Source organism: Paractinoplanes aksuensis (assembly GCF_024137025.1).
In the GTDB taxonomy this organism is placed as follows: domain Bacteria; phylum Actinomycetota; class Actinomycetes; order Mycobacteriales; family Micromonosporaceae; genus Actinoplanes; species Actinoplanes aksuensis.
This window is the reverse complement of record NZ_JAMYJR010000031.1, coordinates 25,903-49,722: the sequence shown is the minus strand read 5'-3', so window position 1 is coordinate 49,722 and position 23,820 is coordinate 25,903. Positions and strand designations below refer to the sequence as shown.

General features: G+C 70.5%; 19 protein-coding genes and 1 tRNA gene. 13 read left to right on the top strand and 7 right to left on the bottom strand.

Annotated features, from left to right (window positions below):
* Window positions 1-88: 88 nt before the first annotated feature.
* From hppD to hisC, 4 genes are read left to right on the top strand one after another with little or no spacing between them, the layout of a single operon-like run.
* Entirely contained in the window at window positions 89-1,243 is a 1,155-nt protein-coding gene (hppD, locus tag M1L60_RS27810; RefSeq protein WP_253240486.1) for a 4-hydroxyphenylpyruvate dioxygenase, read from the top strand.
* A gap of 10 nt (window positions 1,244-1,253) precedes the next feature.
* On the top strand, window positions 1,254-1,844 hold the full coding sequence (locus M1L60_RS27805) for an RDD family protein (protein ID WP_253240485.1): 591 nt from the start codon (window positions 1,254-1,256) through the stop codon (window positions 1,842-1,844).
* A complete protein-coding gene (locus tag M1L60_RS27800) occupies window positions 1,841-2,875 on the top strand; it encodes an RDD family protein (RefSeq protein WP_253240484.1) in 1,035 nt (344 codons plus the stop codon). Before M1L60_RS27805 ends, M1L60_RS27800 begins: the two co-directional genes overlap by 4 nt.
* Window positions 2,876-2,885: 10 nt before the next feature.
* Entirely contained in the window at window positions 2,886-3,968 is a 1,083-nt protein-coding gene (gene hisC, locus M1L60_RS27795) for a histidinol-phosphate transaminase (protein WP_253240483.1), read from the top strand.
* Window positions 3,969-4,128: 160 nt separating this feature from the next.
* Here the strand turns inward: hisC and M1L60_RS27790 are convergent, their stop codons facing one another.
* Window positions 4,129-5,346: an MFS transporter gene (locus tag M1L60_RS27790; RefSeq protein WP_253240482.1), complete on the bottom strand. Its 1,218-nt coding sequence runs from the start codon at window positions 5,344-5,346 to the stop codon at window positions 4,129-4,131.
* A 50-nt stretch (window positions 5,347-5,396) separates the two neighbouring features.
* Between M1L60_RS27790 and M1L60_RS27785 the strand changes: the two genes are divergently transcribed.
* Window positions 5,397-6,506 (top strand): ROK family transcriptional regulator, encoded by a 1,110-nt coding sequence (locus tag M1L60_RS27785; RefSeq protein WP_253240481.1) that lies wholly within the window; start codon window positions 5,397-5,399, stop codon window positions 6,504-6,506.
* Here M1L60_RS27785 and M1L60_RS27780 read toward each other — a convergent pair.
* Window positions 6,480-7,385 (bottom strand): DUF2199 domain-containing protein, encoded by a 906-nt coding sequence (locus tag M1L60_RS27780; RefSeq protein WP_308208553.1) that lies wholly within the window; start codon window positions 7,383-7,385, stop codon window positions 6,480-6,482. The two genes, M1L60_RS27785 and M1L60_RS27780, sit on opposite strands and share 27 nt — an antisense overlap.
* 4 nt (window positions 7,386-7,389) lie before the next feature.
* Window positions 7,390-7,833 carry a GntR family transcriptional regulator gene (locus M1L60_RS27775; RefSeq protein ID WP_253240480.1) on the bottom strand — a complete coding sequence of 148 codons (444 nt, stop codon included), beginning with the start codon at window positions 7,831-7,833 and terminating at the stop codon, window positions 7,390-7,392.
* A 202-nt stretch (window positions 7,834-8,035) separates the two neighbouring features.
* Here M1L60_RS27775 and M1L60_RS27770 point away from each other — a divergent pair, with 202 nt between their 5' ends.
* Window positions 8,036-8,866, top strand: a complete 831-nt coding sequence (locus M1L60_RS27770; protein ID WP_253240479.1) for an Ltp family lipoprotein — start codon at window positions 8,036-8,038, stop codon at window positions 8,864-8,866.
* Window positions 8,867-8,878: 12 nt separating this feature from the next.
* On the opposite strand, the gene M1L60_RS27765 is transcribed toward M1L60_RS27770, so the two are convergent.
* Window positions 8,879-9,826 carry an NADP-dependent oxidoreductase gene (locus M1L60_RS27765; protein ID WP_253240478.1) on the bottom strand — a complete coding sequence of 316 codons (948 nt, stop codon included), beginning with the start codon at window positions 9,824-9,826 and terminating at the stop codon, window positions 8,879-8,881.
* Window positions 9,827-9,909: 83 nt separating this feature from the next.
* Between M1L60_RS27765 and M1L60_RS27760 the strand changes: the two genes are divergently transcribed.
* On the top strand, window positions 9,910-10,806 hold the full coding sequence (locus M1L60_RS27760) for a LysR family transcriptional regulator (RefSeq protein ID WP_253240477.1): 897 nt from the start codon (window positions 9,910-9,912) through the stop codon (window positions 10,804-10,806).
* Here the strand turns inward: M1L60_RS27760 and M1L60_RS27755 are convergent.
* Window positions 10,791-11,303 (bottom strand): hypothetical protein, encoded by a 513-nt coding sequence (locus M1L60_RS27755; RefSeq protein WP_253240476.1) that lies wholly within the window; start codon window positions 11,301-11,303, stop codon window positions 10,791-10,793. The two genes, M1L60_RS27760 and M1L60_RS27755, sit on opposite strands and share 16 nt — an antisense overlap.
* A gap of 287 nt (window positions 11,304-11,590) precedes the next feature.
* Here M1L60_RS27755 and M1L60_RS27750 point away from each other — a divergent pair, with 287 nt between their 5' ends.
* From M1L60_RS27750 to rlmB, 4 genes are read left to right on the top strand one after another with little or no spacing between them, the layout of a single operon-like run.
* Window positions 11,591-14,581 carry an AfsR/SARP family transcriptional regulator gene (locus tag M1L60_RS27750; protein WP_253240475.1) on the top strand — a complete coding sequence of 997 codons (2,991 nt, stop codon included), beginning with the start codon at window positions 11,591-11,593 and terminating at the stop codon, window positions 14,579-14,581.
* A complete protein-coding gene (locus tag M1L60_RS27745) occupies window positions 14,578-15,975 on the top strand; it encodes a class II fumarate hydratase (protein WP_308208550.1) in 1,398 nt (465 codons plus the stop codon). The genes M1L60_RS27750 and M1L60_RS27745 overlap by 4 nt, the downstream gene beginning before the upstream one ends.
* A gap of 29 nt (window positions 15,976-16,004) precedes the next feature.
* Window positions 16,005-17,417: a cysteine--tRNA ligase gene (gene cysS, locus M1L60_RS27740; protein ID WP_253240474.1), complete on the top strand. Its 1,413-nt coding sequence runs from the start codon at window positions 16,005-16,007 to the stop codon at window positions 17,415-17,417.
* Window positions 17,417-18,535 carry a 23S rRNA (guanosine(2251)-2'-O)-methyltransferase RlmB gene (gene rlmB, locus M1L60_RS27735; protein WP_253240473.1) on the top strand — a complete coding sequence of 373 codons (1,119 nt, stop codon included), beginning with the start codon at window positions 17,417-17,419 and terminating at the stop codon, window positions 18,533-18,535. Before cysS ends, rlmB begins: the two co-directional genes overlap by 1 nt.
* A gap of 414 nt (window positions 18,536-18,949) precedes the next feature.
* On the opposite strand, the gene M1L60_RS27730 is transcribed toward rlmB, so the two are convergent.
* Window positions 18,950-19,023 (bottom strand) — tRNA-Thr (locus tag M1L60_RS27730).
* 172 nt (window positions 19,024-19,195) lie between these two features.
* Here M1L60_RS27730 and M1L60_RS27725 point away from each other — a divergent pair.
* Complete coding sequence (locus tag M1L60_RS27725; RefSeq protein WP_253240472.1) at window positions 19,196-20,281, top strand: ABC transporter ATP-binding protein; 1,086 nt, start codon at window positions 19,196-19,198, stop codon at window positions 20,279-20,281.
* Window positions 20,282-20,350: 69 nt separating this feature from the next.
* Here the strand turns inward: M1L60_RS27725 and M1L60_RS27720 are convergent, their stop codons facing one another.
* Window positions 20,351-23,140 (bottom strand): Hsp70 family protein, encoded by a 2,790-nt coding sequence (locus M1L60_RS27720; protein ID WP_253240471.1) that lies wholly within the window; start codon window positions 23,138-23,140, stop codon window positions 20,351-20,353.
* A 29-nt stretch (window positions 23,141-23,169) separates the two neighbouring features.
* On the opposite strand from M1L60_RS27720, the gene M1L60_RS27715 reads away from it, so the two are divergent.
* Window positions 23,170-23,640, top strand: coding sequence for a GNAT family N-acetyltransferase (locus M1L60_RS27715; protein WP_253240470.1), 471 nt, complete (start codon window positions 23,170-23,172; stop codon window positions 23,638-23,640).
* Window positions 23,641-23,820 lie beyond the last annotated feature (180 nt).

The window sequence follows — 23,820 nt, the reverse complement described above, 5'->3', positions numbered from 1 at the left end:
CCGGCCCGGCCCGGGCCCGACCGGGCACCCTGCGCAGTTGCGCGGACACATGTTGAATCAGGCCTGTGACCTGCGACAACCTCTGTCAATGACGCAGACGATGGCACAGGAGACCCGCACCGACGACGTCTTTCCCGTCAAGGGCGTCGACCACCTGAAGTTCCTCGTGGGCAACGCCAAGCAGGCGGCTCACTACTATTCCACCGCTTTCGGCATGACCTGCGTGGCCTACCGCGGACCCGAGCAGGGCTACCGCGACCACGCCGAGTACGTCCTGACCAGCGGGGGCGCTCGGTTCGTGCTGGTCGGCGCCGTGCACGCCGGAGCGCCCGGGGCCGACCACGTGACCAAGCACGGCGACGGGATCCAGGACATCGCGCTCGAGGTGCCCGACGTCGACAAGGCGTACGCCCACGCGGTCGCAGCCGGCGCCCGCGGCGTGACCGAGCCGCACGACCTGACCGACGAGCACGGCACGGTGCGGGTGGCGGCCATCGCGACGTACGGGGACACGGTGCACTCCCTGGTCGACCGGTCCCGATACCAGGGGCCGTTCCTGCCCGGCTTCGTCACCCGCGCGCCGATCGTCGACCGGCAGCCCGCGATCGCCGCCGGCCTGCAGCCCAAGCGCTTCTTCCAGGCCGTCGACCACGTGGTCGGCAACGTCGAGCTGGGCAAGATGGACGAGTGGGTCGAGTTCTACGGCCGGGTCATGGGCTTCACCAACATGGCCGAGTTCATCGGCGACGACATCGCCACCGACTACTCGGCGCTGATGTCCAAGGTCGTGGCCGACGGCACCCGCAAGGTCAAGTTCCCGCTGAACGAGCCGGCCGTCTCCGAGCGCAAGTCGCAGATCGACGAGTACCTCGACTTCTACGACGGCCCGGGCGCCCAGCACATCGCCGTCGCCACCAACGACATCATCGCCAGCGTGGACGCCATGCGCGCGGCCGGCGTCCAGTTCCTCGACACCCCCGACTCGTACTACGACGACCCCGAGCTGCGGGCCCGGATCGGCAACGTGCGGGTGCCGATCGAGGAGCTCAAGGCCCGCAAGATCCTGGTCGACCGGGACGAGGACGGCTACCTGCTGCAGATCTTCACCTCGCCCGTCCAGGACCGGCCGACGGTGTTCTTCGAGCTGATCGAGCGACACGGGTCGCTCGGTTTCGGCAAGGGCAACTTCAAGGCGCTGTTCGAGGCCATCGAGCGGGAGCAGGAACTGCGCGGAAATCTGTGACACTGTTCGCGTGAATCAGCCACCACCTGGGTACGGGCCGCCGCCGGGCTATTCGGCGGGGCCCGGCCTCCGGCCGCCGCCCCCGCCGCCGTTGAGCCCGGCCGGCGTGCCGCTCGCCGAGTTCAGCCAGCGCCTGCTGGCTTACATGATCGACATGGCGCTGCTGTCGGTCGTGCAGTTCGTCGTGATCATTCCGGTGGTGATCGTGATGCTGACGCGCCTGCCTGAGGCCGACGAGCCGGATGGGGTGGTGACCTTCGCCGATTTCACCGGCGAATACGTCGTACCGATGCTTCTGCTGGGATTGGGGATCTTTGTCTTCTTGATGCTCGTTTATTACGTGTACGCGGTGGAACTCGCATACCGCACCGGGCAGACCCTGGGCAAGAAGGCCATGAAGATCCGGATCGTGCCGATCGACCCGTCCCGGCGGCTCACCCGCGGCATGGCGGCCAAGCGCTACGCGGTCGAATTCCTCGTCGGCTCCGTGGTGCCGGCCTTCAGCTGGATCGACTCATTGTGGCTGCTGTGGGACAAGCCGTACCTGCAGACCCTGCACGACAAAGCCGCTCAGACAGTGGTCGTTAAGGTTTCTGCATGAGCTCGCTGCCCGCCGGTTGGTACAAAGACCCCGCCGAGCCCGATACCCAGCGTTACTGGGACGGGGAGGGATGGCTGGGGAAGGCCATCCCGGCCGACGCGGTGCCACCCGACGGCCCGCCGCCGGTCGAGGAGGAACCACCCCCGGCGCCCGAGCCCACGGCGACGCCGGCCGGCCCGGCCGCCACTCCGGCGCCGCAGTCTCCGCAGTCCCCGCCGCCCGGTTGGGGGCCGCAGCCTCCACCGCCGCCGGGCTGGCAGCCGCCCCCGGGCTGGCACCAGCCGCCCGCCGGTCAGCAGCCCCCGCCTGGGTGGCAGCCGCCCGCCGGTCAGCAGCCCCCGCCCGGGTGGCAGCCGCCGGCCGGTCAGCAGCCCCCGCCCGGGTGGCAGCCGCCTCCGGGATGGCAGCCGCCGCCCGGCATGTTCCCGCCGATGCAGGCCCGTCCGCACGGGTTCGCGCTGGCCGGGCTCGGTCCGCGTCTGGTCGCCCGGCTCATCGACATCGGCGCCGTGCTGCTGCTCAACGTGGTGATCAACGGCTGGTTCGCGTACCAGTGGGCGCGCGAGTTCGTGCCGATGTACCGCGCCACGCTCGACGAGATGGCCAACGGCGGCAGCGCCTGGGACGTGCAGGCCTCGGGCCGCATGGACGGGCTGCTCTGGGCCATGCTGATCATCGCCACCCTGCTCTGGCTCGCCTATGAGGCGCCCTCGATCGGCAGCAGCGGTCAGACGCTGGGCAAACGCATCATGCGGATCAAGGTCGTGGCCGTCGAGGACACCAAGCCGCTGGGCTTCGGCCGCGCGTTCGGGCGGTGGGCCCGCCTCGGGCTGTGGACCCCGGCCTGGGGCTGCGCCGGCATCGGCTTCGTGCTGCAGCTCATCGACTGCGTGTCGCCGATCTTCGACCAGCAGCTGCGCCAGGCTTTCCACGACAAGACGGCGCGCACGGTCGTGATCGCGCTGCCGCCCGACGACCGCCAGCCCGTCGACGCCACCACCGGCGGAAACGGTTCAACCGGACAAAACTGAAGGACGGAAGATGACCCGCCTCACCCGCGCCGACCTGGACGGTCTGCCCGCCTACGTTCCCGGCCGCAACCTGGCCGACCTCACCCGTGAGCTGGGCATCGCCGAGGCGATCAAGCTGGCCAGCAACGAGGTGCCGTACGGCCCGCTGCCCGGCGTGGTCGAGGCGGTCACCGACGCCATGCTGCACTCGCACCGGTACCCCGACATGGGCTCAACCGCTCTGCGGGACGCGCTGGCCGAGCGCTTCGGGGTGGCCGCCGAGCGGATCGTGACCGGCTGCGGGTCGGTGGCACTGGCCGAGATCCTGGTCAAGGCGACCTGCCTGCCGGGCGACGAGATCGTCTATTCGTGGCGCTCGTTCGAGGCGTACCCGATCATCTCGGCCGGGGTCGGCGCGACCAGCGTGCGGGTGCCGAACACGGACGGGCACGGGCACAACCTCGACGAGATGGCCGCCGCCATCACCGACCGGACCCGGCTCGTGATCGTCTGCAACCCCAACAACCCCACGGGTACGGCCGTCCGGCGGGCCGAGCTCGACCGGTTCATCGCCTCGGTGCCCTCGGACGTGCTCATCGTGCTCGACGAGGCGTACCGGGAACTGGTGACCGACCCCGACGTGCCGGACGGGCTCGAGACGTACGGCGACCGGCCCAACGTGCTGGTGCTGCGCACGATGAGCAAGGCGTGGGGCCTGGCCGGTCTGCGGATGGGCTATCTGGTGGCCCAGCCCGAGGTGGCCGCGGCCATCCGCAAGGTGCTCACCCCGTTCTCGACCAGCCTGGTCGCCCAGGCCGCGGCGATGGCCGCCCTGGCCCAGGAGGCGGAGGTCCGCCGCCGGTGCGCGCTGGTGGTGGCCGAGCGCGACCGGGTCACCGAGGCGCTGCGGGCGATGGGCGCCAGCGTGCCGACCAGCCAGGCCAACTTCGTCTGGCTGCCGCTGGGCGACGGCGCGGTGGCGTTCGGCCAGGTCTGCGAGTCGCGCGGGGTGATCGTCCGGCCGTTCCAGGGCGACGGCGTCCGCGTCACGATCGGCACGCCGGACGAGAACGACGCCTTCCTGGCCGCGGCGGAAGTGGCCCTCAAGAACTAAGGCGTGTTTCGTAACTGGACCCGACCTGCGCCGGGCCCAGATTCCGGCTGCGCACGTCCCGCGAAAGGCCGGTTACAACACCGGTAGCCTGCCTTCCGCGGGCCGCACGCAGCCGAAGTCTGGACCTCGCCGCCGGCCGACCCCAGTTATGAAACACGCCTTAGCTCACAAGCTGCGCTTCGGCTCGGTGGTGGTCTTCCTCGCTCAGGCGGGCGGGGAAGGCGCGCCGGCCGACGGTGACGATGACGATGATCGCGAGGACGGCGAAGCCCGCCGTGACCAGCGGCAGCACGCCCAGGTGATCGGCGCGCATCATCCGCTCGCCGAGGAAGGCGCCGCCGCCGATCCCGATCTGGAAGGCGACCACGTACAGGGCCGAGGCCGCGTCCCGGGCCCGCGGCGCTATCCGCAGCGGGGCCGCGGCCAGCAGCACCGGGATGGCCGTGAAGGCGCCGCCCCAGAGCAGGGTCACGATCACGGTCGGCACCAGGCCCAGCACCGGCGCCAGCAGCGCGACCGACACCGCCAGCACGGCGAGCAGGCCGACGAGCATGGTGCCCGGCCGCCGGTCGACGAAGCGGCCCACGGCGTAGTTGGTGATCAGGCCGACAAATCCGTACCCGAGAAGAAGCACACTCAGCCCGGCGCCCTCGAGCCCGGCGTCGCGCCGCACCAGCGGGGCGATGTAGGTGTACGCCGAGAAATGGCCGATCACCAGCAAGGCCGTGATCACGCAGAGCAGCAGCACCTGGCGGTCCCGCCCGAGGGCGATCGCGGCCCGCAACTGGGCGACCGGGCGCACGTTCAGGTCGTGCGGCCGCGGCGGCAACTTCGGCAGCACCTTCATCAGCCCGATCACACAGATCGCCCCGCCGACGACCATCGCGCCCAACGCCGTACGCCAGCCCAGCCACTGCCCAAGCGCGGTGCCGAGCGGCACACCGAGCACGATCGCCAGCGAGTTGCCGACGAACACCAGCGCCGTGGCCCGCCCAGCCTGCCCCGGCGGCGCCAGGCGGGCGGTGACCGGCCCGATCACCGACCAGAAGACGCCGTGAGCCAGCGCGCAGATCAGCCGGGCCAGCACCAGCACCAGGAAGGTCGGCGCGAAGGTGGCCGCGGCCTGCGACACCACGAAGATCGCCATCGTGATCGCCAGCAGCAGATGCCGCGGCACCCGCATGGTCAGCGCGGTGAGCGGGATCGTGCTCACCGCGGCCACCACGGCATAGCTGGTGAGCAGCAGCCCGACATCGGACTCGGCCACGTCGAGCCCCACCGCGATCTCAGGCAGCAGCCCGACCGGGATAGTTTCGGCGGTCACGTAGAAAAACGAGGAGGCCCCCAGAACGGCCAGGGCCGGGCGGTTCAGTGTCACGCTCGCAGAATAAGCTCTGAGTCAGAGCAAAAGAAGGGATCGGACCGACTGTGACGCGCACGACCGAGCTGCTCCGGGTGGTCCACGCCCACCCCGGCGTCACCCGGGCCGACGCCGCCCGCCACCTCGGCATCGGCACCGGCGCCACCACCGAGCTGGTCGCCCGCCTCACCCAGGCGTCTCTGCTGGCCGAGGCCCCGGCGGCCCGCAGCGGCACCCGCGGTCGCCCGACCACCGCCCTGGTCGCCCACCCCGCGGGCCCGCTGGTGTTGGCCGCCCAGATCACCCACCGCGCCTGGCGCCTCGACGTGGTCGAACTGGGCGGTCACGCGGTAGCGACAGTCTCGGCCGGCCACGCGGGCACGTCCTGGCCCGACGTGGTCACCGGCGTGACGGTGGGCATCAATCAGATGCGCCAGACGTACAGCGAGCGGGTGCGCGCCCTGGGCGTCGCGGCCCCCGGCCCGGTCACGTCCGACCTGCGGCTGGACGCCACCACGTCGGGCTGGCACGACGTCGACCTGCACGACCTGTGGCCCGGCGCGCCGCTGCTGGTCGCCGGCAACGACGCCAGCCTGGCCGCCACCGCCGAATCAGCCCGGGGCGCCGCCGCCGGCGCCTCGGTCGCCCTGCACCTGCTGATCGAATACGGCCTGGGCGGCGCGGTGGTCGACCAGGGCCACCTGGTGATCGGCGCCCACGGCGCGTCCGGCGAATTCGGCCACATGCCCTTCGGCGACCCCGCCGTGATCTGCCCCTGCGGCGCCCGCGGCTGCTGGGGCACAGCGGTCGACGGAACAGCCCTGGCCCGTCACCTCGGCCAGCCGCCACCGGCCGACCCCGTCGCGTACGCCCGGAAGGTTCTGGCCTCGGACGCCCCCGCCGAACGCGCCGCCGTCACCATGGCCGCCGCCGCCCTCGGCCGCGGAATCGCCGGCCTGGTCAACGGCCTGGACGCTGACCTGGTCACCCTGGGCAGCATCGCCGCCGACCTGCTGGCCGCCGCCCCCACCGAACTCCACTCGGCCTACCACTCAGGCCTGATGGCCATCCGCCGCAAGTCCCCACCCCCGCTGGTCGCCGCCGCCCTGGGCCCCACCGGCCCGATAGCCGGCGCCGCCGAGGCCGCCTGGTCACAACTGCTGACTCAACTCGCCTGAGGTGGTGGACGTAGGGCGGGCCGATCGCCAGACGGCCAGGGCCCATTCGAGATCGTCGGCGCTGTCGTACATGCAGGTGATGTAAGCCCCGCCCGCAGGCGCAGCCGCGTGGCCGTAGAGCTCGTACTGTGTGCGGCCGTTCGGCGTCGCCTTCAGCCAGAAGGCGTGGCGCAGCAGGTCACCATCCTGTTCGGACAGTTCGCCGTCCCGCGGCTGGGGCGTCCCCTCCGTCATCTTGGTCAGGACGACCTCGGGCGTCATTCCGTCCGGCAGGCCGAACGCCTCGAAGTGGACAGTCCGGCCGGGGCCGACAAACCTCATGATGTCGCCGTGCACCCGCGGCGCGAGACCGGCCGTCCGCTCGATCGACCACGACGCTGTCACCTGCTGCTGCACGGCGACCGGGAGGGCGTGCCCGATGCGGCTGAGAACGTCATCCCGGTCCCAGACCTGCGTCAGCACCTGAGACAACACACCCTCGCCGACGGGGCTCAGATACGGCAGCGTGCCGACATCTCGGGTCCGTGCCTCGGCGGCCCCTCCCAGCAGGTCGGGCCACGGCCTGATGGCGTTGGCCACTTCGCCGCGAAGAGTCAGATCGACGTACTCGTCGGTCGTCCACACCTGGTTGGCGTGGCGCAGTTGATCGTCATCGACCTTCAGCCACACTGAATACGTCACGCTCCCGCCGCCGGTCAGCCGGACCGGCATCAGGCACCGCACGAAACCGCCGACGCCTTCGAGCCGCTGCAAATTCCGATCACCCCAGGCCGCCGCGAGTCGCTCCGCCGGCAGTCCCGGCATCGCGTCCGGCAACTCCGACCGAACGTCAAGATCCACCCCGTCCAACGGGGCGCCGCAACAGGAACAGCCAGGCACATGATCAGGCACGGCGGCACTCTACGGACGTGGCCGGGAGGGACCACCGGTGGGCGGCCCGTCCTCCTGGCACCTCAACGCTGGGGTCAGGTTGCGGGCGGTTCACGTAGGTTCCGCGTTGAGGTGCGGTTGTCACCATGTCCCGCTCTCGGAGCAGGCGGACGGCGGAGCGAACCGTGCCGCGGGCCAGTCCGTACTCCTGCTGTAGGTACGACTCGCTCGGGAGCGGGTCGCCCTCTTTGAGTTCGCCCCGCTCGATCATGCCCGCCAGCAGGTCGGCGAGCTGCACGTACAGTAAGCCGCCGACGCGGCGATAGCGGATGCGTGTGGTCAGCGGTGAGTGCAGCATCTTGACTGGCTTGTAGCCGAAGTATTCCACGCCGTCGAACTTGCGCTCGCCCGGGTTGAGCAGGACCGGGGTGAAGTCGAGGCTCAGTTCGTCGGTCACGCCGCCGTTCAAGGCTGCCCGCGCCGGGTCCGACTGGCCTGATCGGCAGCACCAACGGCGTTGATGAATCGGTCGTTGGGCTGATGCCCGCGTACGTCTGGTGGATTGCCCGGCTACATATGGCATTTAGCCTGGGGATGGCCTAATTCAAACTCTTCGGCCAATCGGCGTGATTTCCATTCAGCCTGCGTGAGGAAATAATATGTCTCCGTCCGAATATGGTTCTGCTCCGAAGAAAATGGGCCGGGGTAAGAAGATCGGTCTGGTCGGCGGTGGTGTCCTCGCTGGACTGCTCGTCATCGGGATGGCTGCGGGCGGAGGCGACGAGGCGCCCGCTGAGGTGCCCGTGGCGGAAGTTAACGCCACTGTGGACGTGACCACCGCGCCCACGAACTCGCCGAACCAGGAGGCGATCGACAAGCTCCAGCTGTGTATCGACATGACTGCCGGCACCCGTGCTTACGACCCGGAGCTCTGGGACGTGACGTTGTGCGGCGACTACAAGGGCAGCCTCGTCGCCGGAGTTCAGCCGACTACAGAGCCCGTTGCTGAATCCACCGCCGAGGCCGTCGCCGAACCAGCCGTTGAGCCCACCAAGGAGTTGACCGTCGCGCAAGAGAACGCCGTCGACAAGGCGGGCGACTATCTTGCGAGCTCCTCTTTCTCCCGGTCCGGGCTGATCAAGCAGCTCAAGTTCGAAGGCTTCTCGACCAAGGACGCCACCTTTGGGGTGGACGCTCAGAAGGCCAATTGGAACCAGCAGGCCGCGGGGAAGGCAGCTGATTACCTGGATTCCAGCGCGTTCTCCCGGTCAGGGCTGGTCAAGCAGCTCAAGTTCGAAGGCTTCTCGACGAAGCAGGCCAATTACGGCGTTGCTGCTCAGAAGGCTGACTGGAACGAGCAAGCCGCCAAGAAAGCGGCCGACTATCTGGATTCCGGCTCGTTCTCCCGCTCTGGCTTGGTCAGTCAGCTCAAGTTCGAGGGCTTCACCACCAAGCAAGCCAACTACGGCGTCAAGAAGGTTGGGCTGTAGTTCTTGGGGGCGTCAGGGGATGAGGATCAGTTTGCCGGGGGTGTGGCCGGACTGGCCGGCGCGGTGGGCTTCGGCGGCCTGGGTCAAGGGGTAGGTCGCCGCGATGAGGACGCGTAGGTTTCCGGCGCCGGCCATGGTGGCCAGGTCGGTTCGGGCTGCGGCTCGGAGTTCTGCGCCCGCGTCTTCGCCGGGGCCGTAACCGAGGAGCTTGATGCCCTCCTTGGCCCGGCGCGGGCCGCCGGTGATGGAGGCGATGCGGGTTCGGTCGGCGACCAGGGCCAGTGAGGTGTCCAGGGCTTCGTCGGTGCCGATGAGGTCCAGGGCGGCCGTGATGCCGTCGGGTGCGGTGGCCTGGACGCGGTCGAGGAGTCCGGGGCCGTAGGCAACCGGGGTTGCTCCCAGGCTGCGCAGCAGCTCGAAGTTGTGCTCGGAGGCGGTGGCGATCACCTTCGCGCCGCGGTGGGTGGCCAGTTGGATGGCCATCAGGCCGACTCCGCCGCTGCCGTTGTGGATCAGGACTGTGTCGCCTTCGTGCACTCCGGCCGCGTGTAGGGCGTGCGCGGCCGTCGTGCCCGTCAGCATCAAGCCGGCGGCTTCGGCCCAGCTCAGCGTGGCGGGCTTGGCGATCAGGGAGTCGGCCGGGGCTACCACGTAGTCGGCGTAGGCGGCGGTGACCGGATAGACGATGACCTCGTTGCCGTCGACCACGCCGGCGCATTCCAGGCCGATGCGGGGGAGGGCGTCGATGTCGACTCCGGCCTGGTCGTGGTGGTCGTCGTCGACGTCGTGGAACGCGCCGCTGTAGATCTTCCAGTCGATCGGGTTGACGCCGGCCGCCTTGACCCGGACGAGGACTTCGCCGGGGCCGAGGCCGGAGCCGGGCTCGGGGACGGGAACTTCGGCCACGTCGAGGACGTCGGGGCTGCCGTAGGCGGTGGGGCGGACCAGTCGCATGTTCATGCAATCAGTGAACGGCCAGGTCTGGCATAACGTCTACTGCAAAGATGGCAAGCTGTGTTTGCGTTTAGTGCAAGTAGGGGGACATGGACCTGAATCTGCTGCGGGTGTTCGACGCGCTGTTGGAGACGGGCAGTGTCTCGGCCGCGGCCGGGCGGTTGCACCTGTCCGTGCCGGCCACCAGCCGGGCGCTGGGCCGGCTGCGTCAGGCGATGAACGACCCGATCATGGTGCGGGCCGGGCGCGGGCTGGTGCCGACGCCGTTCGCGCAACGGTCGAGGGCTCAGGTGCGGGCCCTGCTGGACGCGGCGGCCGCGCTGCGGGCCGCTCCGGATGACAGTCCGGCCACGTGGCGTCGTACGTTCTCGATCCGGATCAACGACGGCCTCGCGCCGGTGCTCAGTTCACGGTTGACCGGTCGGATCGCGGCCGAGGCGCCGGGGGTGACCGTCCGATTCGTCGCGCAGCAGTCCAAGGATCCGGAGCCGTTGCGGGACGGCACTCTCGACCTCGACATCGGCGTGGCCGACCCGCCGCCGCCCGATGTGCGCAGCCGCACCCTGTTCAGCGATCACGTCGTCGCGCTGGTCGCCGCCGACTCCCGGCTCGGGCGGGCCGGCGAGATCACGCTCGATGATCTCGTGCGCTATCCGCACATCTCGGCGTCGCGCCGAGGGCTCACCCGGGGGCCGATCGACGACCAGTTGGCCCAGCACGGGCTCAGCCGGCGGGTCACCGCGGTCGTGCCCAACTATGCGGTGGCGGCCCTGCTGGCCCTCGAGCCGGACGTCATCAGCCTGGCCCCGCGCGTGCTGGCCGAGCACCTCACCGCACGGGGCATGCCGTTGCGCTGGCACGAGTTCCCGCTGACACTGCCCGAGGTTGACGTCAACCTGCGCTGGCATCAGCGGCTCGACGAGGACGTGCCGTCCCGGTGGCTGCGCGACCAGGTGCGGGCGGCCTCGGCTCAGGCCGCGCAGTAGCCGGCGACCGGGCTCAGCCACTCCTTGAACTGGCCCTCGATGGTCGAGTTGAGGACCTTGAGGGTGGTCGCCTTCTTGATGTACGCCTTGTTGACCGCGCTCGCGTCGACCTTCGCGGCCGAGGTCAGGCCGGCCGCCTTGAACTCCGGGTTCTGGGCGGCCGACGTCTCCTTGCGGATCTTCGCGGCCACCTGCTTGAGCTCGGTCACCGCGGTGGTCTCGGCCTTGGTCGCCTCGGCCTTCTGCTTGGCCTCGCGATAGGTGACCAGTTTGCCCATCGCGGCGCCGAAGTCGCGCATCTCGACGGAGTACAGGCTCTGCAGCTTGCCGCACACGGTGCGGGTGTTCGCCGTGTAGTCCGGCGGCGGGGGGCTGCTCGGAGCGGTGCTCGCGGGGGTGGCCTCGGGGGCCGCCTCGGTGCTCTTGGCGTCGCTGTCGCAGGCGGCGCCGGTGAGCAGGACGCTGCCGGCCAGTACGGCCAGGAGGGCGCGTCGCATGAGGTGATCCTGTTCGGTCGGGGACGGGGGCACGCTCCAGCGACGGTACGTTCCGGCCGCCACATCGTCCAACCGACAGTGATCAGCGAGATACGGGCGACCCGTCCACAGGGACGGGTCGCACGCCCCCGTTCGACCACGAACCGCCGCATCGTGCTGGGGCGATGACAGAACATCCACGATGCGGCGGCGCGACCCTCAGCCTTGCCGATCGCGCTGTTGTTTCGCTGTCGTTCCGCTCTCACCCGGTCGAGTAGGCTCGATGCGTCTCAACGGGTAGGGGCGGCATGCGTTATCGCATCCTCGGGCCACTGTCCGTCACCGTCGACGGACGCGACGTCGCCATCACGGCCGGTCGTGATCGCATCGTCCTGGTCATGCTTCTTTTGCACGCGGGACGCGTCCTCGGCATCGGCACTCTGGCCGACGCCGTCTGGGGCGCCGGCCCGCCGACGACGGCTCGGGGTCAATTGCAGACGTGCGTGTCCCGTTTGCGGCGGTCGCTGCCGGTTGACGCGATCCGTTCCGATCCGGCCGGATACAGCCTCGATCCGGGTGCCGGCGAGCTCGACGCCACCGAGTTCACCCGGCTGGTGGCCGAGGCCCGCGAGAGTCAGGATCCGGCGCTCTACCGGCGGGCGCTCGACCTGTGGCGCGGGGACGCGGCCGCGGGCGTTGACGCCCACGGCGTACGCCTGGCCGCCGCGGTCCTCGACCAGCAGCACGTAGCCGCCCTGGAGGCCTGGGCCGAGCTCGAGATCGCCGCCGGACGCGAACGGGAGCTGGTCGGCGAGCTTTCCGCCGCGGTCGACCGGTTCCCGCTGCGCGAGGGGCTGAGCGGCCGGCTCATGCAGGCACTGCACCGATCGGGCCGGCCGGCCGACGCGCTCGCCGAATATCGGCGCCTCCGCACGGCGTTGCGGGACGAGCTGGGTCTCGACCCGGGCCGCGAGCTGCAGGACCTGCACGCGGCCATGCTGACCGGGACGATCACGGCCGCTCCGCCGCGGCCGGCGCCTCCGTCCCGGGTGCGCTGCCTGCCCCGAACGGTCCAGGACTTCACCGGCCGGGTCGAGGTGATGCGCCGGTTGGCCGCCGCGGTCGACGAGGCCGACACCGGGTCGTCGCGGGTCGTGGTGATCGACGGGATGGCCGGCAGCGGCAAGACCACTCTTGCCCTGCACGCGGCGGCGCTGCTCGGCGACCGTTACCCCGACGCGCACCTGTTCGTCGACCTGCACGGGCACGACGCCGAACAACCGCTCGAGCCCGCCGCCGCTCTGCTCGTGCTGCTGGGCCAGCTCGGCGTCGAGGCCGAGCGCATCCCGCCCGGCCTGGTCGAACGGGTCGGGCTGTGGCGCACCGAGCTGGCCCGCCGGCGCGCGCTGGTGCTCTTCGACAACGCGGCCTCGAGCGCCCAACTGGCCGACCTGCTGCCGGCCACGCCCGGCAGCCTGGCGGTGGTCACCGGCCGCCGCCGGCTGCTCGGGCTGGACGGCGTGCACCCGGAATCGCTGTCGGTGCTCAACGCCGACGAGGGCCTGACGCTGCTGGCTCGCATGGCCGGAGCGCGGGTCTGGGCCGAACCCGAGGCCGCGGCCGAGGTGGTGCGCCGGTGCGGGGGCCTGCCCCTGGCCCTCCGGCTGGCCGGCGCGCGGCTGGCCCACCGGCCGGGCTGGCGGGTCGCCGACCTCGTACGCCGGCTCGGCGAGTCCGTCCTACCCGAGCTCGCGGCCGAGCAGCGGTCGGTAGCGAGCGCCTTCGCGGTCTCCTATCGGCAACTACCGGAGCCCACGAGCGACGTCTTCCGGCTGCTCGGCTTGATACCGGGCAGCGATTTCGACCTGCTCGCCGTGGCGGCGCTGACCGACCGGTCGCTCGACGAGGTGCGCGACGCACTCGACGATCTGGTCGACGTGCACCTGATCGACGAGCCGGAGTCGGGTGTCTACCGCTTCCACGACTTGCTGCGCGAATATGCGGCCGCGCTGGCCGCCGAGATGGCGCCGGAGGCGCGGACCGAGGCCCTCGGGCGGTTGTTCGACTTCCAGCTCCATGCCGCGGTGGCCGCCAACCTCGAGGCGTACCGCGGAGCGGTGATCCGGGACGTCGGACTCGGCGCCCCCGCGCGGCCGGATCTGCTCGCCGCGGTGACCGACCCGTTCGCGCGGCTGGAACGGGAGCGGGCCGCCATGGCGGCCTACGTCGATGCCGCCGCGGCCGTGCCAGAGCTGTCGCGTTACGCCTGGCAGCTGCCCCGGGCCGCCTGGCGTCACCTGTTCAACCGGGTCTACATCGATGACGTGCAGGACCTGCACGAGCGCGCGCTCAGGGTGCTCGAACGCGATGGGGACCTCGCCGCCACCGCGACCATGCTCAACTACCTGGCCTCGGCGCACTATCGGCGGGGCGCGATGGACGAGGCGGTCCGGCTGCAGGAGCAGTGCATCGCGATCCGCCGCAAGGTGGGCACCCCGGAGGACATCAGTCGCGCCATGATCAACCTGGGCGTGATCTATCACGAGATGGGGCAGTGGGCGCGCAGCAACGAGCTCGCGTTCGAGGTCCGGCGCCTCTCGGTGGCGCGGCACGGCCGCGACGAGTTCAACACCCTGGCCCACAACTTCCAGCGCCTGGGCAAGTACCGGGAGGCTCTGCGCTACCACCGGCTGCGCCTCATCGGCCAGCTGGATGTCGGTGACCCCACCCGGCTGGGCGACACCCTGATGAACATCGCCGTGGTCAAGTACCGTCTTGGCGCCATCGGTCTGGCCGCCGCCCAGCGGCAGGTGCGGGTGGCGCTGGCGGTGACCCGGAGGGCCGGCTTGCCGCACTGGGAAGCCAACGTCCGTAATCAGCTCGCCCTGCTGCTGGCGGCGGGCGGGCAACTCGAGCAGGCGATCGACGAGCATCGCCAGGCCGTCCTGATGGCCGAACAGCTGCACAGCCGCGAGCAGATCTCGCGGCTCTGCCACGGCTTCGGAACCACCCTGTTGCGGGCCGGAAACGTGCTGGCCGCGCGAGCCATGTTCGAGCGGGCCCTGGCGCAGGCCGAGCGGGCCCGGTTGCGCTGGCAGATCGCGCTGGCCCAGGCCGGGCTGGGCGAATGCCTGATCGCCGAGGACCCTGACGAGGCTCGCCGGCTGCTGACCCGGGCCCGGGCGACGCTGGCCGACCTCGACTCACCGAATCGGCACGACGTCGACCGGACGCTCGCTCTGCTGGGTGGTACGGATCATCTGCGTTCGAGCGCGGTCGGAGAGACGATGGAGCAGTGACTACAGACGAGAGCGCGTACCGGATCGAGAAGGACACGATGGGCGAGGTCCGGGTGCCGGCCGACGCCCTGTGGCGCGCCCAGACCCAGCGGGCGGTCGAGAACTTCCCCCTTTCGGGGCGCGGGCTCGAACCCGCCCACATCAAGGCGCTGGCCCAGATCAAAGGCGCGGCCGCGCAGGTCAACGCGGCCCTCGGCGTACTGGAAGAGGATCTGGCCGAGGCCATCGCCACGGCCGCCGCGCACGTGGCCGAGGGCGGCTACGACGACCAGTTCCCGATCGACGTGTTCCAGACCGGCTCGGGCACGTCGTCCAACATGAACGCCAACGAGGTCATCGCCACGCTGGCCGCCCGCGAGCTGGGCCGCCCGGTGCACCCGAACGACCACGTCAACGCGTCCCAGTCGAGCAACGACGTCTTCCCGTCCTCGATCCACCTGGCCGCGACCGAGGCGATCACCAGCGAGCTCGTCCCGGCCCTGGAACACCTCGGGTCGGCGCTGCTCGAGAAGTCCGAGGCCTGGTCCGAGGTGGTCAAGAGCGGGCGCACCCACCTCATGGACGCGACCCCGGTCACGCTGGGGCAGGAATTCTCCGGGTACGCGCGTCAGGTCGCCAACGGCATCGAACGGCTCACCGCCACGCTGCCGCGCCTCGGCGAACTGCCGCTGGGCGGCACCGCGGTCGGCACCGGCGTCAACACCCCACCCGGGTTCGCCCCGGCCGTGATCGAGCGGCTGCGGCAGAGCACCGGCCTGCCGGTCACCGAGGCCCGCGACCACTTCGAGGCCCAGGGCGCCCGCGACGCGCTGGTCGAGGCGTCGGGCCAGCTCAAGGTCATCGCGGTCGGGCTCTACAAGATCGTGAACGACATCCGCTGGATGGGCTCGGGCCCGCGGGCCGGCCTGCGCGAACTGCGCCTGCCCGACCTGCAGCCGGGCTCGTCGATCATGCCCGGCAAGGTGAACCCGGTCGTGCCCGAGGCGGTGCGCCAGGTCTGCGCCCAGGTGATCGGCAACGACGCCACGGTGTCCTTCGCCGGCTCGCAGGGTGACTTCGAGCTCAACGTGATGCTGCCGGTGATGGCCCGCAACCTGCTCGAGTCGATCCGGCTGCTGGCCAACTCCGCGCGGCTGCTGGCCGACAAGTGCATCGCAGGCCTCGAACCGAACGTCGAGGTCGCCCTGGCGTACGCGGAAGGCTCGCCCTCGATCGTCACCCCGCTCAACCGGTACCTGGGGTACGACGAGGCCGCGGCCATCGCCAAGGCCGCGCTGGCCTCGAACCGGACGATCCGGGAAGTCGTCGTCGAACGCGGTCATCTCGAGAGCGGCAAGCTGACCGAACAGCAGCTCGACGAGGCTCTCGACGTCCTGCGGATGACGCGTCCTTGACGATTTTCCACAGCCGGTAGTCTTGTACGGTGAGTTTGCGCTTGTACGACACCGCGACCCGATCGGTCCGGGACTTCGTCCCGATGACGCCCGGCCAGGTTGGTGTGTACCTGTGTGGGCTCACCGTGCAGTCCACGCCGCACATCGGTCACCTGCGCTCCGCGGTGAACTACGACGTGCTGCGCCGCTGGCTGCTGCACACCAACTACGAGGTCACGTTCGTCCGCAACGTCACCGACGTCGACGACAAGATCCTCGAGAAGTCGCACTCGTCGGGCCGGCCGTTCTGGGCCATCGCGTACGAGAACAGGCTGGCCCTCGACGCCGACTACCGCGCCCTCAACGTGCTGCCACCGACGTACGAGCCGCTGGCCACCGGTCACATCCCCGAGATGCACGAGCTGATCGAGGAACTGATCCGCACCGACCACGCCTACCCGGCCGCCGGGGGCACCGGCGACGTGTACTTCGACGTGCGGTCGTACCCGCAGTACGGCGCCCTGTCGGGCCAGAACCCCGACGACATGCGCCCGCCGAGCGACGGCGGCGAACCCGACAAGCGCGACTACCGCGACTTCGCCCTGTGGAAGGGCGTCAAGGCCGACGAACCGGCCGACGCGTCCTGGACGTCGCCGTGGGGCCAGGGCCGTCCGGGCTGGCACATCGAATGCTCGGCGATGGCGCGGCGCTACCTGGGTGACGAGTTCGACATCCACGGCGGCGGGCTCGACCTCACGTTCCCCCACCACGAGAACGAGATCGCCCAGTCCCGCTCGGCCGGCCTGCCGTTCGCGCGCCACTGGGTGCACCACGCGCTGCTCAACCTCGGCGAGGCCAAGATGAGCAAGTCGCTGGGCAACGTCATCGACCTGCCGTACGTGCGGGAACACGGCATCCGCCCGGTCGAGCTGCGCTACTACCTGGGCACCCCGCACTACCGCTCGCGCATCGACTACTCCGACGAGTCGCTGGCCGAGGCGGCAGTGGCCTACCGGCGGATCGAGGGCTTCGTGCAGCGCGCCCTCGAGATCGTCGGCCCCGGCCGCCCCAAGGACGTGCCGCCCGCGTTCGCCGCGGCCATGAACGACGACCTCAACACGTCGGCCGCGCTGGCGGTCGTGCACGACTGCATCCGCGAGGGCAACACGGCGCTGGCCGCCGGCGACGAGGCGGGCATCCGCGGGGCGCTGACCGCCGTACGGGCCATGCTGGGTGTGCTCGGCCTCGACCCGCTCGACCAGGTGTGGAGCGGCGGGGCGACCCCGAACGACCTCAAGCCGGTCGTCGACTCGCTGGTCAAGCTCGCGCTCGAGCAGCGTACGCAGGCGCGGGCACGCAAGGACTGGGCGGCGGCCGACTCGGTCCGCGACCAGCTCAAGAACGCGGGAATTCAGGTGGAGGACACTCCGGCCGGGCCGCGCTGGACGGTAGGAGAGCACTGATGCCAGGCAATTCGCGCAACGCGAGCAAACGAGTCACGACCAAGAAGGGCGCCGCCATGGGCTCGGGCGGCAAGAACCGCTCGGGCCTCAAAGGCCGGGGCAAAACCCTGCCGGCCGACGAGCGCCCCTGGCACAAGGGCTACTCGGGCACCGAGAAGCTGCCCGACAAAACCGCCCGCAAGCAGGACAAAGAGCGCCGCGCGGCGGCCGCCGAGGGCCGGGCGCCCAAGGTCGGCGTCCCCGGCAGCAAAGACACCACGTGGGGCCGCGGCGGCGGCCGGGCGTACGGCAAGCAGGCGCCGCAGCGGGGCAAGGTCCCCGGGCGGGGCGGGCCGCGGGTCGCGCCGGGACGGCGCTCCAACCCGACCCGGGAAGGTCCCGAGCTGCTGCTCGGGCGTAATCCGGTGGTCGAGGCGCTGCGGGCGGCGGTGCCGGCTACTGCGCTGTACGTGGCCCAGGGGATCGACATCGACGACCGGATCAACGAGATCGTCCGTACGGCGGGGGACCGGGGGATTCCGATCCTCGAGATCGGGCGGAACGAGCTCGACCGGATGACCGGCGGTGTTCTTCATCAGGGCATCGGGCTGCAGGTTCCGCCCTTCGCGTACGAGGACTACGACGACCTGGTGGCAGCTGCGCTCGAGCAGACGGCGCCGTTGCTGGTGGCGCTCGACGGGGTGACTGACCCGCGCAACGTGGGTGCGGTCATCCGGTCTGTCGCCGCTTTTGGTGGCCACGGCGTCTTCATGACCGAACGCCGCGCCGCGGGGATCACGGCCACGGCCTGGCGCACCAGCGCGGGGGCCGCCGCGCGCGTCCCGGTGTCGCAGGTGGTCAACCTGACGCGGGCCATCAAGACGGCGCAGCAGGCGGGGTTCACCGCGATCGGGCTGGATGCCGATGGTGAGACCGACCTCTACAACCTGGAGGCGGCGGTCGGGCCGCTGCTGGTCGTGGTGGGGTCGGAGGGGCGCGGCCTTTCCCGCCTGGTCGGCGAGACCTGCGACCTGCGCGTCAGCATCCCAATGGCCACCGACGTGGAGTCGCTGAACGCCAGCGTCGCCGCTGCGGTGACGCTGGCCGAGGTGGCCCGGCGCCGCACGTACGGTCAGTAACTGGGCGTGGAGCCACTCGCCCGCGACCGCGGGTGGGTGGCTGGCTCGTCGCGTTCATTCACCCGATCGTGGCTCCGTCGCGGATGCGGGCGTTGCCTTCGCTGCGCTGGCCGACGGCGTCAAGTAAGCGACTGCGGCCGCAGGCGCCGGGAGCAACACCAGCACGACGACCGCCGCGTACAACTTGATCTTCATGCCGAGACCAACGAGCGTTCGGGCTTCCGGATGCATCGTTTGCCCAGGTAGTGCTGCACCTGAAGACCTTGGGGCGCTGCCCCGAACCCCGGCCGGCGCGAGGAGATCACCCAAGCCGAGGGCTGTGGGGCTGGGCCCGAAGGGCCTTCCAGGCCAACCACCACGTGCGGCGGGCACCGTAACGTGAGGTCTGGGGCTCGGGCCCCAGGCGAGTATGAGAGCCGCCTGCCGGATTCGAACCGGCGACCTTCGCATTACAAGGGCGCTGCGCTACCGGACTGCGCCAAGGCGGCTTGATGTTCAGTTGTTGGACGCCGGGCTTGTGGCGTCGGTGGCTAAGCATACTGGCTGTGAACTTGCTGGCTGTCTTGGCATGTCGTGAAAAAGGCTTTACGTTTACAGGGCTGTTCCTCCACTCGGATCGTCCGGCACGTTCCTGCCGGTGGAAAGGAAGTCTGTTTCAGCATGGCTACCGTTACGTATGACAAGGCGTCCCGGATCTACCCGGGCTCCGAGCGCCCCGCGGTCAACGAGTTGAACCTCGAGATCGGCGACGGAGAGTTCCTCGTTCTGGTCGGCCCCTCCGGTTGTGGCAAGTCCACCAGCCTGCGCATGCTCGCGGGGCTGGAGGATGTCGACCGTGGGCGCATCCTGATCGAGGGCAAGGACGTCACGAACCTGCCCCCGAAGTCGCGGGACATCGCGATGGTGTTCCAGAACTACGCTCTGTACCCGCACATGTCGGTGTACGAGAACATGGCGTTCGCCCTGAAGCTGCGGAAGACCTCGAAGGCCGAGATCGACCGTCGCGTCAAGGAAGCCGCTGCTCTGCTGCAGCTCGACGAGTACCTGTCGCGCAAGCCGAAGGCGCTCTCCGGTGGTCAGCGTCAGCGTGTCGCCATGGGTCGCGCGATCGTGCGTGAGCCGCAGGTGTTCCTCATGGACGAGCCGCTGTCGAACCTCGACGCGAAGCTCCGGGTGCAGACCCGTTCGCAGATCGCCTCGCTGCAGGCCAAGCTGGGCGTCACCACCGTCTACGTGACCCACGACCAGGTCGAGGCCATGACGATGGGTCACCGCGTGGCCGTCATGCTCGACGGTGTGCTGCAGCAGGTGGACACCCCGCGGGCCCTGTACGACACCCCCGGCAACGTCTTCGTGGCCGGCTTCATGGGCTCGCCGGCCATGAACATCAAGACGGTTCCGCTGACCGAGTCGGGCGCCAAGTTCGGCTCGTGGAACGTGCCGCTGACCCGTGAGCAGGTCGCGGCCGCGCAGAGCGGCGCCGGCAAGGTCACCATCGGGTTCCGGCCCGAGGCGGCCGAGCTGACGACCGAGGCCGCGGGCGCGCTGCCGATCGTCGTCGACCTGGTCGAGGACCTGGGCTCGGACGCCAACGTCTACGGGCACGCCGACCTCGACGGCTCCTCGGAGCGGTTCGTGGTTCGCACCGACCGTAAGAACATGCCGAACATGGGCGAGACGGTTTACATCAAGCCGCAGACCACCGGCATCCACGCGTTCAACGCGGAGTCCGGCGTTCGCATCTGAACGTCCTAGCGCCAACAGGGCCGGGCGGTTCCCTTCGGGGAGCCGCCCGGCTCTTTGTGTGAAGAACAGCTATTTGGCGTACTGGATGACGATGAAGTCTTTCTGCGTCGCGCAGGCCAGGTGGCTGGTGTTCCACGAGCACGTGTCGGTCTCGACGTCGGCCAGCGGACCGAGCTGCACGGGGTCGTCGCCGAGGTGGCGACCGGCCAGGGCCGGGTCGTCGGCGTACCCGGCGAGGGGTTTGCTGAATTCGAGGACGTTGGTGGCGTCGAGCCGGGCGGCGGCGGCGGGCCGGTTCCAGACCTCCTTGCCGTCGGCGTCGATCAGCCGGGTCGTGGTCGAGTAGCTGACCAGGACGGCCTCGCCGACGGGGATGACCCGGTCGGCGCCGGGGGCGGACGCGGCCCACACCCGTTTGCGGTCGGCGACGTCGACGGAGATGACCTTGGCCAGGTCGTCGCCGTAGCCGAGGCCCTCGATCATGCAGATGCGGTTGTCGCCGCAGGGGGCGAGCGCGCTCAGCCGGGCCTTGGACGAGCCGGCGGTGTAGGCGATGGTGTCGCCGTCCAGGTTGTCCAGGCCGTAGGCGACGATGCGGTGGATGTCCTCGGAGCCGCGCACGATGAGGCGGCCGTTGTGGGCGATCACCTCGTCGTCGGGGCGGGCGACGTTGGGCCGGGACGCGAGGACTTCGCCGGTGTCGGCGTTGATGACCCGGGCCGAACGGTCGGCGGCGATCTGGACGAGGCGGGGGTCGTCGCCGAAGTCGGGGGCGAGGGCGCGGCCCTGGGCGCTGGCCGGCCCGGAGAGGTCGGCCGGTGTGGTGACGGCGACGAGGGTGGGCGCGGGCGTGCCTTCGGGGTCGGGCTGGGCCCAGCGTTCCTTGCCGGTGGCCAGTTCGAGGCCGATCAGGCGTTTGCCGGCCCGGTCGGCGACGACGGCGGAGTTGCCGGCGAAGTGGACGACATCGTTCTCGCCGAGGGTGCGTTCCCAGCGTTTCTCGCCGTTGTCGGCGCCGAGCACGATGAGCTGGCTGCTGTCGGTGTCGTAGTCGGTCTCGCTGAACAGGGCGACGCCGTCGGGGAGGGCGACCATGGATTCCCAGCTTTTGGCGGTGCCGGCAGTGGGGTTGGTCCAGACGGGTTTGTTGTCGCCGGTGTTTATGGCTACGACGCCGACCCGGCCGGTGCTGTAGTCGGCGCTGCCCAGGTAGGCGCGGTCGCCGCGGATGACGGCATCCTTCCAGGCCGAGCCCAGGGGCACGGCGGGGGTGACGCGGACGGGTTCGCCGAGGTTCTGGTAGCCGAGGGCCGGGAAGCGCGGCCAGAACGCCCAGGTCAGGGTAGCGCCGGCCGCCACGACGACGGCGGCCGCGGCCGCGCCCGCGATGATCCAGCGGCGGCGGTTGCGGCGTGGCCTCGCGGGCGACGATGGTTGCGGGGTGTCGGAGGCGAGCCAGGGTTCGGCGCTGGGCGGCCCGAAGGCGGACGACGGGCCGGCCGAGGAGGACGAGCCGGAGTAGGACGGCGAGCCGGGCAGGGCGTGCCCACCGGCGGCGATGGCAGCGGCCTCACCGGTGGCCCACGGGTCGACGGGGTCGACGTAGTGCCGGTCGTCGGCGGGCCGAGCTGGTGCGGGAACCGGAGCAACAGGCGGCGCCGGAAGCGGAGTCGGTGGCTCAGCAGCGGCAGTGGCTGTGGGAGGCCCAGCAGCAGCGGTGGCTGTGGGAGGCCCAGCAGCGGCAGTAGGAGGGCCGGAAACAGGGGAAGCAGAGGGCGCGGCGGCGAAGGGGAGGGTTGCGCCCTCGGCGACCGGCAGCTCGGGTTGTTCGAGCACGGTCGGCGCGATCCCCAGCTGAGCGTGCAGCAGCCGGGCCACCAGCGGCACCCGTGACGACCCGCCGACGAGGAACAGCCCACCCAGTTCGTCCGGTCGCAGCCCCGCGGCCGCGATCACGGCCCCCGCCTCGGCCACTCCCCGCCGTACCAAAGGATCGGCGACAGCCTCGAGCTCATCGCGCGTCAGATGCACCGCGTGCTCCACCCCCGGCACCGCCACCGGGGCGAAGGAACTGCGCGACAACATCTCTTTGGCCCCGCGCACGTCCTCCCAGAACTGCCGGCGGGCCCGCCACTGCGCGAGCGTCACCGGCTCGGTCAGCGCCCGCCACGCCTCGGGCTCGGACCCGGCCAGCGCCTTGCCCAGATGGTCGACCAGGGCCGCGTCGAGGTCGAGCCCGCCCAGGTCGTCGGCCCCGCCCGAGGCGGTCACCGAGAACGCCGCGCCCGGCCCGTCGTGGCGCACCACGGCGATGTCGAGCGTGCCCCCGCCGAAGTCGAACACCCCGAGCGAGGATCCGACCGGCAGCGGCCGCCGCAGCACCTCGGCGAAGTAGCGGGCGGCGGCCACAGGTTCGGGCAGCAGCGCCGTCTCGCGGGGCCAGCCGGCCCGGTCGAGCGCCTCGATCAGCACGGCCCGGCGGGGCGCGCCCCACGCGGCCGGGTGGGTGACCGTGGCCTCGGGCAGGAAGCCGGCCGTGGCCACGGCCTCGCGGGCGACCGCTTCGAGCAGGGCGGCCAGCAGGTCGGCCACGGGTACGGTGGCGCCGTCGCCGAGCATGACGGATTCTTCGTCGATGTGACGTTTGGGGTGGGGTTCGAGCCGGCCCGGGTCGGCGTGGCCGAGGCGGATGGCGTCGGCGCCGACGTGCAGCCGGCCCGACGGGTCGAGGTGGACGGCGGACGGCAGCAGCGGCCGGCCGTCGAACAGCAGCGGCCTGGTTCGCCCGTCGGGTCGTCGCAGCATGGCCACCGTGTGTGAGGTGCCCAGGTCGACGCCGAGCTCGAAGCCTTCGGTCACTCGCGTCATGCTACGACCCGGGGACGACGATGGAACGAACCAAGGGGTGGTCGATGCGGATCGAGCGGATCGTGGACGCCGCGGCGGTGCATGCGGCGGCGGAGCTTTTCGACGGGCCGCCGCTGGCCGAGGCGACCGAACGTTTCCTGGCCGCGCCCGGTCATCACCTGGTGCTCGCCTACGACGACCAGGGCCGGGCGGTCGGGATGATCACGGGCGTCGAGATGATCCACCCGGACAAGGGCACGGAGATGTTCGTGTACGAGCTCTCCGTCGTACCGGAAGCTCGCCGGCAAGGAATCGGGAGCGCGCTGGCGGCCGAGCTCGCCGCGATCGCCCGCCGCAACGGCTGTTACGGCATGTGGGTGGGGACCGAACCGGACAACGAGGCGGCGCTGGCGACCTACCGCAAAGCGGGCGCCGACGAGGAGGCGCCGTTCACGTTGCTGAACTGGGATCTGATCCGACCCGAGATTGTGCCCGAACGGCCATCTAGCTGAGAGTGCTCGCTCGATCCGGACAATTGCTTTCGCATCCGTCGATACGAAATGACCTGCGGTGACTCGCCGGAATTGATGCGCATAATCGAATGTCACGGGGATGTCACAACGTCATCGACCGTAGTGACTTCTATGCCGATCGATCGGAAGATCCGGGGATCGCGCCCAGTGAACCCCCGC